Below are 15845 nucleotides of genomic sequence, written 5' to 3'. Positions count from 1 at the left end.
GCATGAGCTGGAACAAACCATTACCTCAACCCACGCCAATTTCCGCACCATTCTGGGAAGGCCTGAAAGCACATCAGGTGCGCATACAGCAATGCAATGATTGCAGCCACTGGATATTTTTTCCGCGCGCGCATTGTTCTGCCTGCGCATCAAGCAACTTGCGCTGGCGCGACATCTCCGGCACCGGCACCGTCTATACCTACACCGTGGCGCGCGTCCCTACTCTCCCCGAATTCTCTGACGAGATGCCGCAAAAGCTAGCGGTGGTGCAACTGGATGAAGGGCCGCATTTGAATACCACGCTGGTCGGCATCGATGAGAGCGCGCTGCGTGTGGGCATGCGTGTGCGCCCGGTTTTCGACGAGCGTCCCGGCGCAGTCACCCTGCTGCGTTATACCGCTGTTGAGTCTACGCACCCGGACCTGATTTCCGCAGAGCAGACCGCTGATGCCGATGCCGCGTCGCTGACTAACGGGGTATCCACCGGCACGGTGTCCGCGCCGCGCCGTCGGATTCCATTCAACGATATTGAGGCGATGCGTTCGCTGGTGTCTCAGGATTTCTCGGGCTGGTCCACTGAATTTCTGGTTACCCAAGAGTTGATCAATCAGTTCGCGGCGCTGTCAGGCGACGATTACTGGATACACACCGACCCTGAAAAAGCCCGCGCCGAAAGCCCGTTCGGCACCACCATCGCGCACGGCGCATTGGTACAGGTGCTGATGAGCCGCCTCAAGCTGCCGCTGGATTACGAAGTTACCGGTTTCAACAACATGGTGAATTATGGATCGGACCGTCTGCGTTTCGCTACGCCGGTACCTTCCGGTTGCCGCATCCACGCTCGCTACCGCATCAAGTCGGTCGAGCAGGTCAAAAGCGGCGTGCAAATGTCCACCGAGATCAACATCCACGTGGTCGGTCAGGACCGCCCATCGGTCATCAACGACCTGGTCATCCTCTACATGTAAACGTAGCAGGCATCAAATACAACTATAAAAAAGTGGAGACAAAACATGAGCACTCCCCTGCGGGATCAGACGCTGTTCGCCATTATGCTGTCGGCCAGCCTCGCTTCAACCATCGGCGGATTACCATTTAACTCACTGCCGGTCATGCTGGGCAGCATGGCCGATTCTTTTGCGCTGGATTCGAAAACGGTTGGCCTGCTGGGCTCGACCTGTTTCGCCGGCTATCTTGTCGGTACTCTGGGCGCGCCATTCTGGATGAATCGACTGAACTGGCGTCTGCTGACCATTATCAGCGCCGCGGGCACTGCCGCATCGTTCGCCTTCAGCGCCACCGTTGAGCGCCTGGACGCGCTGTATTTGATATGGGCATTGATCGGATTCTTTGCCTCGACCATGACATGCCTGGGCATGCGCATCCTGTCCGACCTGCCCAATAAAGTGCGCGCCTTTGGCGTTCGTCAGGGCGTAGAACTCTCGGTCACTTCCGCCGTATTATTTATCTTGCCGCCACTGCTGATTGCGACCTGGAAATATCACGGCGCAGCGCTCGGACTGGCTGCCGTGGTGACGCTGCTTGGCCTCTCTGCATTATGGGTACCGACTCGGCCGCTAACGGCCCCAAGCGCTGAGCCGCCATCCAAATCCGCACTCCCGGCGGCATCGTGGTTTACGCTGTTTGTGTTTTTCCTGTTCCTGCTCGGAAACATCGGCTTATGGGCTTTCCTCGAACGCATAGGCTCCAGCCTGCGAATCGCGCAAACCGAAATGGGGCTGGTATTTGCAGTGCTCAAACTGCTCGGCGGCATTGCCGCATTCTCGGTCGCCATTGCCGGTGATCGCCTCAGTCAACGCCAGTCGTTCCTGCTGGTGATGGCCGGTATTAGTCTCGGACTGTTCCTGCTGGCCACCGGCAAGAGCTTTATGCCGTTCGCGCTGGGCGCCTGGATATGGGAATTTTCATTCACCTGCGGCTGCGTATTCCAGACCGCCGCAATTGCCCGCACCGATCCGAGCGGCCGGGCCATCGTACTGGTGCCCGGAGTATTTGCCCTCAGTTCGATGGTGGGTCCTGGCCTGGCGGGATATTTGCTGAGTGACGGCAGCTTTGGCGCATTGCTCGGTCTGGCACTCGCCTCGTCACTGGTGCCGGTCATCGTCAACACCTTTGGAAATCGGCAGCCGCCTCTGGTTTCCATGCAACCCGATCTGAACCGCGAAAGCGCCGGTCCCTCCGCCTGAGAAATTGACAATGGTACGCCTTCGTGCACGATGCTTGCGGTGGATCAAATAGACTGGAACCCATCACTGTATAACGGCTTCCAGCCCATTGACGGTCGCCTGACTCAGAACTGCGTCGGCCGCATCATGGCATCAACCCCACCATCGATAAAGAATTGCGCGCCATGAACAAAGCTGGCCTGCGAACTCAGCAGGTAGGCGATCATTGATGCGATTTCCTGCGGCTTGGCGCAGCGCCCGATCGGAGCGACGAAATCGCGGATAGCCTTCCCATAACGCGGGTCATCCAGACCAGCCTGCAGCAAAGGTGTTTCCACCACGCCCGGCGCCACGGAATTGAGGCGCACACCGGCCCGGCCCCAATCGACTGCACGCTTGCGTACCGCCACCGTGACCGCATTTTTCGAGGCGGCATAGGCGACTTGGCCGCGTTTCTCTCCAGTCCCGTCGACGATGGCGGCAACCGCTGCCTCGTCTCCAGCTTCCAGCACTGCGGCAAGCGGGTTCTTGTCCCAGTTCAGATGCGCCGACGACACTGATGATATGACCACCGCTGCCGGATTGGTGCCCTTCGAAAGCGCAGGCAACAATCCGTCAAGCACCTCGACCGCACCGAAGTAATTGACCGACACGATCCGCGCAGCAGGTTCCACCTGCGGTCCCAGGCCGGCACACAAAACCAGTCCGTCGAGCACGCCGCCGCAGCGCTCCAGAACGGCCGCCACCGCTTGTGTACGCCCGTCCCGAGTCGAAAGATCGGCGCTCAGATCCGCGTTGCGTACGTCGATACCGATGATTGTATGACCTGCCGCCTGCAGCGCCGCAGCAGTGGCGGCACCGATGCCGGAACCCGAACCTGTGATTGCGATAGTACCCATGTGTACTCCTGTATGCTTTGAATAATCTGGTAAGTATTGTGGCGTTGCAAAGCTAGCGCAATGACCCACAAACGGACGATACCTGGCACACGACCGTCCGTCACGCATTGGCACATGGGGGTACCGGTACACCGGGACGTCCTGCGTCCGCAAGCATAAGCATGCTCGTACCATGATGGCAAGGCCGCGGAAGATACAGACTGGCTGCAATGCGGCCTGCTTACTCCGTTTTACTTATTTCATACCCGTGATGCGGTTGTTGTCATCGACAAACACCACCTTCGGCACATAGGTTGCTGCCTCGGCATCCGCGCACGGCGCGTAGGTGCAAATGATCAGCAAGTCGCCCAGATGGGCGCAACGGGCCGCGGCACCATTCAGTGCAATTGCGCCGCTGCCACGTTGCGCACGTATCGCGTAGGTCGAAAAGCGCTGTCCATTATTGACGTTGTAGAGTTCGATTTTTTCAAATTCACGGATGTCAGCCGCTTCCAGCAGGTCTTCGTCGATTCCGCATGATCCCTCGTAGTGAAGGTCGGCCTGGGTGACGGTTGCGCGATGAATTTTCGCGCGCAGCATGATGCGTTGCATTACTTCTTTCTCCTTTGTTCGATGGTATCGGTTTTGCCGCTTTCGCTGCCTGTATTACTTTCACTACTTTTACAGGTATCGCCAATTTCGCGTTTCTCTCTTCGCAGTTTGACAATACCCTTACGGCAATTCTTGCCCTTTTTATGCAATATTCAGGTTAGGCATTACGCGGTCGCTGCAAGTATCTGGGATGCCGCATGCTGCGCTGCCAGCGCCCGCTTGTAAGGGAGCATTGCCCAGATAAACGCAAGTACGGCGAAAAAGTAGATAGAAACCATCACTACCAGCGACCAGCGCAACGCATCAGTACCCGCAATGCCCGTCAAGGCATCGCTGAGCATCCCCACCGCCAGCGGACCCAATCCGCCCCCTACCATAGCAATGCCAAGGCCGTAGATGGCCAGCACGGTGGATCGACGGTCCGGACGAGTGATAGCAGTCAGGGCAGCATAGCTCGGTGCGGCCCACCACACCGAAAAGAAAGAGAATATCGTACTAAAAATCATGGCCCTGGGTACCATGATGGAACCGATCATCCAGGGATCTCCAGCCGGGTACAGGAAATAAATAATACCCATTGGCAACGCGATTATCGTGCCCAGAATTGGTACCCCGAGCTGCCAGCGTGGATCGCGCAGGGAGAGCCGATCGCAAAGCCAGCCGCTGAACAGCCCGCCAACGATAGCAGTGAGTCCCCCAACGACACCGACGATCATACCCGCATCTTTCAGGTTCAATCCGTGTGAACGAACCAGGAACGTAGTATTCCATATGCCAATGCCGTAACCGGCAAAACCCAGCAGCAAACCTGCCAGCGAAATGCGCTTGAACTCATTGGACTGCAATAAGTCGCGCATCACTTCCCCGAACGATTCGGTTCTGCCTGTCTGCTGCCTGGCGGCCACATCCCAGGTCCCGCGTATCGGTTCCACTGCGGTAAAGCGCAGCAACAAAGCCGCAATGACGCCTGGCACGGACATCCATAGAAATGCGCTGCGCCAGCCGTACCTGTAGGCAATCCAGCCCCCTAGACCAAGGCCAACCAATGCGCCCAAATGCGGCGCCAACATGAACACGCTCATAGCTCGCGTGCGTTGCTGCGGTGGATAGTGATCGGCGATCATTGACATCGAAGGAGCTGAGACACCGGCCTCGCCTACCGCCACCCCCGCGCGCGCCAATGCCAAGTGCATATAGCTGGTTCCCAGGCCACACAATGCCGTCATTACGCTCCACGCGCAACAGCACAAAGCAATAAAATTGCGTCGATTCGAGCGATCGGCATAACGAGCGAACGGCACAGCTACTACGCTATAAAACAGTGCGAATGTGAGGCCGGTCAGAAAGCCCATTGCGGTATCTGAGACGCCGAATTCCCTTTTTACCGGCTCGATCAATACCGCCATGATCTGCCGATCAACCATACTCATCGCATAAACGAACAATAAGATCAGCAGTGTGTAGTGACTGCGGCGATTGGGGTTGTTGGGGGCGATCATTTTCTCTCCAGAATCTCTTGTGTTGTAGCAAAGCGCAACCCTGCGTCGTGCCAATAAAATTTTCGTACGACGTTTCTCGGCGCTCATGGCATGGATACCCACGACCGGCAGCGCATCTATGCTGCAATAAGATTGACATGAGCATCGCTGAACTCAACACTAGCAACATACCCCATTCGGACTACCCAAACTCCGGTTTCAGGTTAACGAGAAACCTTCGTTGCACAGCGCTACCCCGTTTCTCAGCCGTTTCTCAGCCGTTTCTCAGCCGTGCCGCCGCGTGCGTCCGCAAGCATAAGCATGCTCGTATCAACAAAAAAGTGCCGTGGAACAAACCACCCAAAAAAACAGGCCTGCTGTCGTCGAGCGGGCCTGAAAGCGAGAGTGCGGTAATCGCTTAAAACGAGTATTTCATCACCAGCGAGAGCGTATCCCTATCAGTCAGAAGACGATTAGTCGCTAGCCTCACATCCGGCGAACCCATATATGCCAGATACGTCAGGCCAACCTGCAAGTTGCTCTTGTAGGTGAACGTTGCACCTATACTGGCGCGTTTGTCGCCCTGCCCACCGACGCCGCCCACCAGACTGCGGCCCTTCAACTGCTGCGAGTAGCTAATCGGCACCGTAAGATCCCAATCGTTGGTGATACCGGGGTAACCGAGCACCAGTTGACCGGTTACCGCCACCGAATTCTGACCGAAGCTCAGGCTGTTGGTAGCCGGAAAGAATGCAGCTGCCGCTCCAAACGCCGACACCCCGGGTGCCTTGGCTGCCTGAACGTTCGACACATTGACTGCAGCAATTTCCCCCAGCAGCAGCATCGAATCAGCGATCGCTGTGCGGCCAAAGTTGGCGAATGCATTGATATTAAGCTGCGTGACATCAGCCCGGGTCGGGTTGGGAACCGTTGCTCTTGTCGCAGGGCTGACGACAGTGTTGACTAACACCGGCGCTCCCTGCTTATAAGACAACTCCCCCGCAAGCGTCATTATGCCGAAGGTCGTGCTGAGCGATGCACCAGTCAGCTTGATGTTGTCAAAATATCGGACATTGTAAGTACTGTTAAATGCATTAATTTCCGGCAGTGGCGTGCGATCCTTGTAGTTGAGATAATACAGTCCCAACTCGGTTTCGTCAGTGATGCGGTAACGCGTTCCCACGCCCCATTGTCCGAAAGTTTTCGGCTTCTCATCAGGGCCGCGTAAGCCGAATGAACATTTATTATTTATATAAATGCTAAGGCAGGTACCCCCAGGACCGACGCCGTCAGAAGTATTCAGAAAAGATCCCGGTGCGGGAGCAAGGGTTTCGTGCCAGTTATACTGGAGCTGCCCAAGCAAGGACCAACGATTGTTGATCTTGATGATCGTGGATACCTGGTCTTCCGGCAACAGCTGATCCTTGGTCTCGGCACCTGGAATACCTACCTTGGTGCCATCCGCAGGTCCTTGAGCAAAAGCAATCCCCGGGAAAAACATGGCTTCGCCCCAGGAAACCACGTGGCGGCCGGCACGTACCGTAGCGCTGCTGGTGTCACCCAAATTGAATGAGGTGTAACCATAGGCATCGAGGATACGACTGTAGCCGCCATGATAACGCCGCGCCTCTGGCGTGAATTCGTTGACGGGTCCCGGTTGGTCGACAAATGGACGCGTGTTGTCATTGCTGTGGTGGTACACGTCATTGTAGAAGGTACTCCCTGACATGACCAAACCACTATCTCCCTTCGACAACGTGGCGTTCAGCAATAGCCCCAAGTTGTTGGACGTCAAAGCACCTTTCTTGAAGTTGTTGTCGCCGTCATTGGTGCCGTTATTCTTTACCAACACCGGATCCGCGTTTTTGACGCGAGTCGACAACGTGTAGGTCGTATCGGCGTGCCAGTCAAGCTTCATCCCGTTGTCAAAATCAATTGGCTCTCCTGCGAACGCAGGTGCCCCCCCGCACAACGTAAGAATGGCTGCTGCAACAGGGGTGATTTTTTTCCCAATTATCATTATTTTTTCTCCTGATTTATCGGTTTCTGGTACTTGACTCAGTTACCAATGGAGCGCAAGGCTTCTATCGTAAACATGGCGGGTTTCAAGTCACCTCGGTTCAGGATCGGTCCCTTTTTTTCTTCCTGGAACAGGTTGTAAGCGACATACCCACCCGAATTCAAGTCGTAATAAAAACTGGTTCCCGCCTGCCAGGCCTGCATGTCGAATGCGTAATAGTAGTTAATCAAGCCAAACTGCCAAAGCTGACCGCGGGCGTCATAATAGTCAGACATCACTGCGTGCCATGTATCCTCGTCAAGGAACAACACGCGCTTGGCATATAGGTGACGATAATCCGCTTTCAGCGCCGCCTCCAGAACCCATACGCGACGCAACTCATAGCGCATGTAATCGGGGTTGGCATGACCCGGCTTAACCAGATCCGCATATTTCACATGATTGCCATGGATCTTGTACGCGTTGGCGGGAATGTACATCTCGCGCTTGCCAAGCAACTTCCAGTTGTAGCGCTCAGGCGAGCCGTTGAAAAGGCGATCGGAATCGATCGTCATCTTGCCGCCAGTTCCGTTCAAAGGCTGATCGAAGCCAAACTCCGGTAACTGACGTACACGGCGCGTGCCTGGATCATAGCTCCACGCCAGGCGCTTTGCGGTGGCAAAATCGTTCGGTTCGGACGATAACGACACTTGGCCCTTTTCCCGCTCGGGCAGCTGCGTTATGGCGAGCGTATAGGCTTGCACGGGTCCCAGCGGTTGACCGATGGTCGCAGGGTCGTTGACCATGGACAGACCGCGATTCCAGCCTCGCCCCCATGAAATGCCACCCTTTGGATCAACATTGGCAAAGTCGCGCACCGTATCTTCGTTCCAGGAGCGGAACGGCAAGGTGTGATTCCATAAGACCTCCATCGCATTCTTCGGAATCGGGAAAAGCGTCGCACCCTTGGCGCCCTTGACGCCCATGCCGCCGTCGATCAATTCCGCCTCGAGAGCGTTCTTCTTGGCCGTGGCGCAAACCTTATCGGGGTAACGGAAGTCGCGCCGTCCCTGGTAGATCGGCATGCGGTAAGTCTTGGGATACTTGGCGAACATCGCCTTTTCACCCTCGCTTAGTTTGGATGCGTATTGCGACATGTTTTCAGCCGTGATGGTAAATAACGGCTTGTCATTCGGATACGGGTCGACCGGGTGCTGGCCGACATTCGGCTTATAGTCGATACCTGGCGGCGTGCCCAGCCACTTGCCCGAGTATTCCGGAATCGTCCCCTCCTTATTGCCGGCCTTCTCGGCGCCCACGCAGGTGAGTTCGTTACCAAGCTTGTCCGCCTCGGCGGCCGTCACCTTCGCCATGGCTTCACCAGCCAGTAGCATGGCCATCGCAGCAACTGCTGCGGGTGCCCAGGATATTATCTTTTTCATGAAAGTCTCCGTCTAAACCTAGAAAATGGGTTGGCTAAAACTGCGTCCGCTTACTATTGATGAAAGCGGTTGTCAATTCCGCCTGACCTATTGTTAAATGACGTTAATCTCGCCTCATCGTCTGATTGAACTACTCCGACTGTACGCCTTGAGGGAATCACCCACTTGCTCGGCGATACGCTGATGCCGCTCAAGACCATGGGCCACATTGGTACAAAGAAAGTGGCCAAGAAAAAAGCTGATTGATGAACTTAAAAATAGCCGTTGAAACCTAAAAGTCGGCCAAGCCGGAGAACGATTCCGACTATTGCAAAAAAGACTAGTCGCCTCCTGAATTGGAAGGCCGGCTACCACCTCTTAAGCGCCGTATCGTCAGCCCTGCTTCGTATCGTCGTCCATATGGACGATTACCCGCACAAGCTCGTAACACCATAATCGGACATTCACTTTTCAGATAGCCTGAGACACACCCATGGATAATCCGTTTTCTCCCCTTCTGGAACCCGGCCGCATCGGGTCGCTTGAACTGCGCAACCGCATCATCATGGCGCCTATGGGCTCTAATTTCGCCGAGGCCGACGGTCATTGCGGAGAACGCATTCAAGCCTACTATGAGGCGCGCGCCAAGGGTGGCGCCGGCTTGCTGATCATGGGTGTCTGCGCAGTCGCATTTCCCCATGGCACTGCTGAACCGTATCAGGTCGGCGTGTCACATGATGAGTTCATTCCTGGCCTGGCTGGGATTGCCGCGCGTGCTCACCGTCACGGTGCAAAAATCGCGATGCAGTTGCAACATGCTGGCAAAACGGCTACCCGTGATCTGGCAGCCGGTCGGGAGATGTGGGTCCCCTCCTTGCCACCAACATCAAAAACCAACTTCCTGGGGGCGCTGACCCAGGAAGAAATGTCCACTTTTGTCGGTGGCATGGGGCGTCAGAAGCCGCGTATCCGTGTGATGGATAATGCCGACATTGAACAGATGATCGCGTATTTCGCTGCTGCCGCGGAGCGGGCGCAAAAGGCTGGCTTTGACGGAGTGGAACTGCACGCAGCACACACCTACATACTTGCCGGCTTCCTGTCGCCTTACTACAACCAACGTGATGATGAATATGGCGGACCGCTGGAGAACCGCGCGCGTCTGCTGCTGGAAACCATACGCGCCGTCAAGGCGCGCACCGGCGGCGATTTCCCGGTGTGGGTGAGATTAGATGGAGAAGAGTTGCGCACCACCGGCGGCATCACGCTGCCTGATGCCGTGGCGACGGCGCAGCTGGCCGAACAAGCCGGCGCCGATGCGATCAGTGTATCGGCCTACGCCACCATCACGACGGGCACGGCCTTCACCGAAGCGCCGCTGGTGCATCAACCGGGCGGGTTCATCGATTACGCCGCAGCAGTCCGCAAAGCGGTGTCGGTGCCGGTCATCGCGGCAGGACGCATTGACCCGGAAGTAGCGGCGCGGGGCATCGCAAACGGGCGGTTCGACTTTGTGGCAATGGCGCGCAAATTACTGGCAGACCCCGACATTCCAATCAAGCTGATGCAGAATCGCCCGCAAGATATACGGCCTTGCATCTACTGCTATGCCTGTGTGAGTCAGATATTCATCAATCAGCGGGTCAAGTGCTCGGTCAACGCGATGACCGGTCATGAGTTCGAAGCTGCCATTGAACCTGCACCAACGCCGCGCCATATTCTAGTGGTCGGCGGCGGCCCTGGCGGCATGGAAGCTGCCCGGGTGGCAGCGTCTCGCGGCCATCGCGTGACATTGGTCGAACGCAGCGATCGCTTGGGCGGCACGCTATTTTTTGCAGCGCTGGCCTATCCGGAGAACGGCCGCTTGCTCGATTATCTAATTGAACAGGTACATCAACTGCCAATCGAAATACGGCTGTCCACACCGATTACGCAGGAGCTGGTAGCGCAACTCAAACCCGATGCCATCGTTGTCGCCACGGGCGCACGCCGCGCCGCGCCCGCGATTCCCGGCGCCGGCCAATCGCATGTCTGGAGCGGCGACGAACTACGCCGGCTCATGACCAACGATGCCGCCGATGAGATTGCACGCGCCAAGCTCAATCTTGCGCAACGCGCCATGTTCAAGGCTGGCGGCATACTGCGGGTGACCGACAGTCGGCAGGCACTGCAAAGCCTATCGAAACTGTGGATGCCGCTGGGCAAGCAAGTAGTCATCGTCGGCGGTGGTCTGGTTGGGTTGGAACTGGCAGAATTTCTGCTAGCGCGGGGCCGAAAAGTGATCGTGCTCGAGCCGACCGACAAACCCGGCCGGGAGCTATCGATCGTGCGTCGCTGGCGCGTGCTCGAAGCCGTGGAGCAGCACGGCACGCTATACCGCAATGCAACTGTGCTCGAGATCAACTCACGCGAAGTTTTATGGCGCGACGCGGAAGGCGTTGATCAGCGTACTGCTGCCGATTCCGTCGTGCTGGCCATTGGCGCTGAAGCCGATGATAGCGTCATGCAGTTGCTATCGAACTCTGGCGTGCCAGTTGACGCAGTGGGTGATTGCAACAGCGTCGGCTATATCGAAGGCGCTATGCACGAAGGGCACAGGATCGGTCGCTTGGTCTAGTATTGACCTGCCACACCTTGCAGATGTGTAGAATCGGCCACTACCATGTTGGCCGGTTTTTCAAACAATTCAGGACACTAGCGACGGCTGGAACAAAACCCGAGAACTCGCCGCTTTCTCAGCGCGTCACTGCATCGCGGATCATCTGCTTGAACTGCTCGCTGTACGGCGGCAGCATGCCCCATTCACGACGCGGGTCTTGCTGGCCTGCCTTGTACACGCTGCGCGCATGGCTGAACTCCAGAAAGCCTTCAAGCCCATGATAGTGGCCGATACCGGAGGCGCCGACGCCGCCGAACGGCGCATCGTGCAGCGCCGGATGCATGATCACGTCATTGATCGACACGCCGCCAGACAGCGTATGGTCTAGCACCCACTGCAGCTCGGCTTCGTCACTGCCGAAGTAATACAGCGCAAGCGGCCTTTCACCGGCATTGATCGCGCAGATCGCATCATCGATTTTCTTGTAACTGCTGATCATCAGCGCCGGGCCGAAAATCTCATTTCTTGCAATCACACTGTCAGCCGGCGGATCGATCACCAGGTGCAGCGGCATGCGGCGGTTGCCGTCGGCCGGACTGGCGTGTTGTGCGCCGACAATGTCGACGCGCGCGCCGCGTGCGCGGGCATCGGCGACATACCCCGCGACCCGCTCGAAATGGCGCTGGTTGACGACTGGGACAACATCGGGATTGTCGGCGATGGTCGGGAACAAGCCAATATAAAATTCGCTCAGTGCGACGACGAGTGCGTCAAGTTGCTCCTCCTGCACCCAGACGACATCGGGCGCGACACACAATTGCCCGGAGTTGGCGCCCTTGCCGACCGCGATGCGCTCTGCCGCATTGCGGATATCGGCGCTGCGGCCGATCAGCACCGGCGATTTTCCGCCCAGTTCCAGCGTCACCGGGACCAGGTTGGCTGACGCCGCGTGCATGACTGCCTTGCCCACCGCAGTCGAACCGGTGAACACCAGGTGGTCCCACGGTTGCGCACTGAATGTGGCTGCCACTTCGCTATCGCCGGTGACCACCGCCAGTTCGTCGGGGGCAAAAAATTCGGCGACCGCGCGCACCAGCACCTCAGCGGTGCGCGGCGCGACCTCGGACGGCTTCAGCACCGCGCGGTTGCCGGCGGCAAACACGCTCGCCAGCGGTGACATCAGCGTAAACAACGGCGCATTCCAGGTGCCGATAATGCCGACCACGCCCTTGGGCTGGTACTGCACCCAGGCGGTCGCGCCAAAGCTGTCGAACGGCGCGACGCTCGGACGCTGTTGCACCGGCATCCATTGCTCGAGATGGTCACGCGCATGCTTGAGCGAGCCCAATGACCCCAAGATATCGTTCATCATTGAAAACACCGGCGACCGTCCGCCGAAGTCTTCTTCCATCGCCGTGCACAACGCGTCGTTGTATTGCACCAGCATGTCGATCGCGCGCTGCAGCCGCGCCTTGCGCGTAGTGGCGTTTACCATCCCCTCGGCATTGAAGGCACTTCGTTGCGCATCCAGCAACACACGGATCGTTGTCATACCGCTTTTTGTTGTTGTGGCAGGCATATCTTTTGTGTCGACCATTCTTTCAATCTCCTCTGATCTTGTAAACCTCAGTATCCCATGTCACGCCATTGACATGGCTGCGCCCGTCAACGAACAGCTTGTTCCCGGTCAGACTGGCTCCGGAAATGTCAATTCCTACTCTGAGGCAATGGGTCGACGCAGCATCACCACGTTGTTAAAAAAACTCAACACCACCTCGTCGCGCTGGTTAAGCAACGCAAAGCGGGTGACCAATACACCGCGTTCGGGGCGACGGTCTTCCTTGCGCTCCAGATGCGTGACATGTGCACGCAACACATCGCCGACCACAGCAGGGCGATGAAAACGGACCTGATCCCAGCCACGAGCGGCAATCGACGACGTTTCCTCATGCGGGATGGTGTGGCTAAGCCGGATGATGATCGACAGCAGGTGGACGCCAGCAGCGAACAGCTGCCCGATCGGGGTGCGTGCCGCAACGGCTTCATCGATATGCGGCGGGAAAGGATCCCACTGACCGGCAAATTCCTTGATTGCCTGCGCCGTCAACGTGAAATTTTCGGTCGATTGTTCGGTCTTGCCAAGTGCGATGTCTTCCCAGTATCTGATACTTGTCGTCATAGGCCCTCCTCAGGCGCAGGGATAATCGCTGTAGCCGTCAGGACCGGCTGTATACAGCAACTTGCGATCGAACTTCGACAATGCCTGCCCCCGGCGCAGGCGTTGGACGAGGTCCGGGTTACCGATGAAGTGGCGCGCGAAGGAGATCGCCTCGGCTGCGCCGCCAGCCAACACCTGTTCGGCACTTTCCACGCCAAAGCCGTCATTGAAAATCAGTCGATTGCCAAAGTGCTCGCGGGCCAGCGCAAATGCATCGATGGTTGGCAGCGGCGAACGCATCACATGCAAGTAAGCCAGATTCAGTTGCGCAGCCTGGCGCATCAACTCGGCATGCGTAGCGGCGGAATCTTCGTCGGAAGTGTCGTTAAAGGTGTTGCCGGGATTCAGGCGCAAGCCGACGCGACCGGGGCCGATAGCTGCTGCCATGGTCGACAGGCATTCGTAGGCAAACCGTGCACGAGCGGCAGCGTTTCCGCCGTATTCATCGGTACGCAGATTCGTGCCGGAACTGAGAAACTGCATCGGCAGGTAGCCGCTGGTGCCATGCAGTTCGACCCCGTCGAAGCCCGCTGCGCGCGCGTTCAGCGCGGCCTGCCTGTGTTCCTGCACCACCGCCCTCACTGCGTCAATGCTGAGTGCTCCGGGATCGTCGTACGGCTGCATGCCAGCGCTGTCTGTGAACACCTCGCCTGCGGCCCGCAGGGCTGACGGTGCTACTGTCTCAACGCCGGTCGGTTTGATGTGGCGGCTGCCAATACGGCCGCCGTGCATCACTTGCAATACGATCAGACCGCCGCGAGCATGCACTGCATCGGTGACCCGGCGCCAAGCGTCAATCTGCGCCGCTGTGGCGATGCCCGGTTGGCGGCAGTAGGCCTGGCCCGTAGCGCTGGGCCAAGTGCCTTCGGCCACAATCAAGCCTGCATCGCCACGGTCACCATAGTACTGCGTCATGATATCGGTCGGTACGCCATCGGCAGTGGCGCGATTGCGCGTCATCGGGGCCATCACGATACGGTTGGCCAAACGCAATTCACCCAACATAACGGGCTCAAACAATTGATTCATCATCGTCATACCTTCATCTGACCCGGATCCGCGGCGCTGGCGTACCGCGTCGCATGGTCTCCAGGAATTTTTCCAGCGGCGCCGGAGCGGCCACCTCAGGCAAGTTGTCTTTATCAGGCCGGTTGGCCCAGAACTCCGTCCATGAAGGAAACAGATCATGGAACGTCCCCGAATACGGCTCGCGGCCAGGCCAGCGCATCTTCATGTCGCCAATCGGCGGCTTGTTCAGGTCGGTCGCGTACCAGTAACAAGGCAGGCGGCGCCGGAAGTACCAGCTGCCGTCAATGCGCTCGTAATCGTCCCAGTACAACATCTGCATGATCACCCACTCGGGGCCGCACTCATGTTCGTTCTTGGAATAGACTACGCCAGTGGCATGATCGCTATCCTTGAATTCGATGATGTGTTGACCGAGGTGATGCGAGGTGCCGGTGAACTGGTCGCGCAGCGTGTCCGCTTGCCATGCCTTGAAATGCGCGCGACCGACCTTCTCTTTGCCGACCCGGATATCGGGCGCGAACAGGTTGACATGCGCATCCATGTCGCGCATATCCAGCGACAGCGAATACTTGGCCGCCAACTGGCGAATTGCATCGATCGACTCCAGCCGATCGAGACGTGCTTCGATTGTTTCTACACTCATCGTCATTACCTCACTCAAGCGCCGTGACCAACACCGCAGAGCGTCCGCCATCGACCGGCAACGCCACGCCGGTAACGTAGGACGCTTCATCGCTGGCCAGGAACAGGATCGCGTTAGCCAATTCAAGCGGCTGCCCCACACGTCCCATCGGGATCAATTTTTCTGTATTGCGTCGCGATTTTTCTTCAGACAGCATGCCGGCAGTGGCCGGGGTCTCGACCACCGCAGGAACGATGACGTTGACGCGAATGTTGTTTGCCGCCCCCTCTGCTGCAGCGGCACGCGAAAAGTTGATGATCGCTGCTTTGGCCGCAGAATACCCGGCCATCCACGGCGTGCCGAGCACACCACAGATCGATGATAGATTGATGATCGAACCACCACCAACCTTCATCAGTTTCATCGCGCTGCGGGTTCCCCAGAACGTGCCATCGACCGAAGTCGTGAAGTTAGCGCGCCAATCCGCGGTTGACATCGCCTCGATCGCACCCCAGGTGTAGGCCATCGCATTGTTGACCAATATGTCGAATCGGCCATGGCGCTGGGCGGCGCCTTCGATGGCTGCAGTGTATTGGGCCTCGTTGCCGACGTCGGCCTGTACTGCCTCGGCTTTGCCGCCGTCCTTGACAATCTGCGCCACCACCTGATCCAGCAATTCCTTGCGGCGGCCGCAAATGACGACGGTCGCGCCTTCTTGTGCGAAACGCGCTGCGGTAGCGGCGCCGATGCCGCTGCCACCACCCGAAATAAATGCGACCTTGCCCTGTAATCTTCCTGTCATG

At 57.6% G+C, this 15845-nt stretch carries 13 protein-coding genes; 3 read left to right on the top strand and 10 right to left on the bottom strand.

What is annotated here, in order from left to right; all coding sequences use genetic code 11:
* Positions 1-2 precede the first annotated feature (2 nt).
* Complete coding sequence (locus AC3CHX_RS05605) at positions 3-968, top strand: bifunctional OB-fold nucleic acid binding domain-containing protein/MaoC family dehydratase (protein ID WP_488643102.1); 966 nt, start codon at positions 3-5, stop codon at positions 966-968.
* Between the two features lie 45 nt (positions 969-1013).
* Complete coding sequence (locus tag AC3CHX_RS05600) at positions 1014-2207, top strand: MFS transporter (RefSeq protein ID WP_488643101.1); 1194 nt, start codon at positions 1014-1016, stop codon at positions 2205-2207.
* 104 nt (positions 2208-2311) lie between these two features.
* Here AC3CHX_RS05600 and AC3CHX_RS05595 read toward each other — a convergent pair whose 3' ends face one another.
* The 5 genes from AC3CHX_RS05595 to AC3CHX_RS05575 all read right to left on the bottom strand — a co-directional run bounded on the left by AC3CHX_RS05595 (position 2312) and on the right by AC3CHX_RS05575 (position 8595).
* Entirely contained in the window at positions 2312-3085 is a 774-nt protein-coding gene (locus AC3CHX_RS05595; protein ID WP_488643100.1) for an SDR family oxidoreductase, read from the bottom strand.
* A 234-nt stretch (positions 3086-3319) separates the two neighbouring features.
* Positions 3320-3676 (bottom strand): aspartate 1-decarboxylase, encoded by a 357-nt coding sequence (gene panD / locus AC3CHX_RS05590; RefSeq protein ID WP_488643099.1) that lies wholly within the window; start codon positions 3674-3676, stop codon positions 3320-3322.
* Between the two features lie 164 nt (positions 3677-3840).
* Positions 3841-5262 carry a spinster family MFS transporter gene (locus tag AC3CHX_RS05585; protein WP_488643098.1) on the bottom strand — a complete coding sequence of 474 codons (1422 nt, stop codon included), beginning with the start codon at positions 5260-5262 and terminating at the stop codon, positions 3841-3843.
* Positions 5263-5572: 310 nt separating this feature from the next.
* Positions 5573-7174, bottom strand: coding sequence for a DUF1302 domain-containing protein (locus tag AC3CHX_RS05580; RefSeq protein WP_488643097.1), 1602 nt, complete (start codon positions 7172-7174; stop codon positions 5573-5575).
* A 38-nt stretch (positions 7175-7212) separates the two neighbouring features.
* On the bottom strand, positions 7213-8595 hold the full coding sequence (locus AC3CHX_RS05575) for a DUF1329 domain-containing protein (RefSeq protein WP_488643096.1): 1383 nt from the start codon (positions 8593-8595) through the stop codon (positions 7213-7215).
* Positions 8596-9067: 472 nt separating this feature from the next.
* Here AC3CHX_RS05575 and AC3CHX_RS05570 point away from each other — a divergent pair, with 472 nt between their 5' ends.
* Positions 9068-11191, top strand: coding sequence for an oxidoreductase (locus AC3CHX_RS05570; protein WP_488643095.1), 2124 nt, complete (start codon positions 9068-9070; stop codon positions 11189-11191).
* A 118-nt stretch (positions 11192-11309) separates the two neighbouring features.
* On the opposite strand, the gene AC3CHX_RS05565 is transcribed toward AC3CHX_RS05570, so the two are convergent.
* The 5 genes from AC3CHX_RS05565 to AC3CHX_RS05545 form a co-directional block, all read right to left on the bottom strand.
* Positions 11310-12752, bottom strand: coding sequence for a coniferyl aldehyde dehydrogenase (locus AC3CHX_RS05565; protein ID WP_488644724.1), 1443 nt, complete (start codon positions 12750-12752; stop codon positions 11310-11312).
* 135 nt (positions 12753-12887) lie between these two features.
* Positions 12888-13352: a MaoC/PaaZ C-terminal domain-containing protein gene (locus tag AC3CHX_RS05560; protein WP_488643094.1), complete on the bottom strand. Its 465-nt coding sequence runs from the start codon at positions 13350-13352 to the stop codon at positions 12888-12890.
* 9 nt (positions 13353-13361) lie between these two features.
* Entirely contained in the window at positions 13362-14423 is a 1062-nt protein-coding gene (locus AC3CHX_RS05555) for an alkene reductase (RefSeq protein WP_488643093.1), read from the bottom strand.
* Between the two features lie 10 nt (positions 14424-14433).
* Entirely contained in the window at positions 14434-15063 is a 630-nt protein-coding gene (locus AC3CHX_RS05550) for a nuclear transport factor 2 family protein (protein WP_488643092.1), read from the bottom strand.
* A gap of 10 nt (positions 15064-15073) precedes the next feature.
* The gene (locus AC3CHX_RS05545) at positions 15074-15844 is read right to left on the bottom strand and encodes an SDR family NAD(P)-dependent oxidoreductase (RefSeq protein WP_488643091.1); all 771 of its coding nucleotides are present in this window, start codon (positions 15842-15844) and stop codon (positions 15074-15076) included.
* Position 15845 lies beyond the last annotated feature (1 nt).

The organism is Glaciimonas sp. OK215 (genome assembly GCF_057787885.1).
This window is presented reverse-complemented; position numbering and strand designations above follow the sequence as displayed.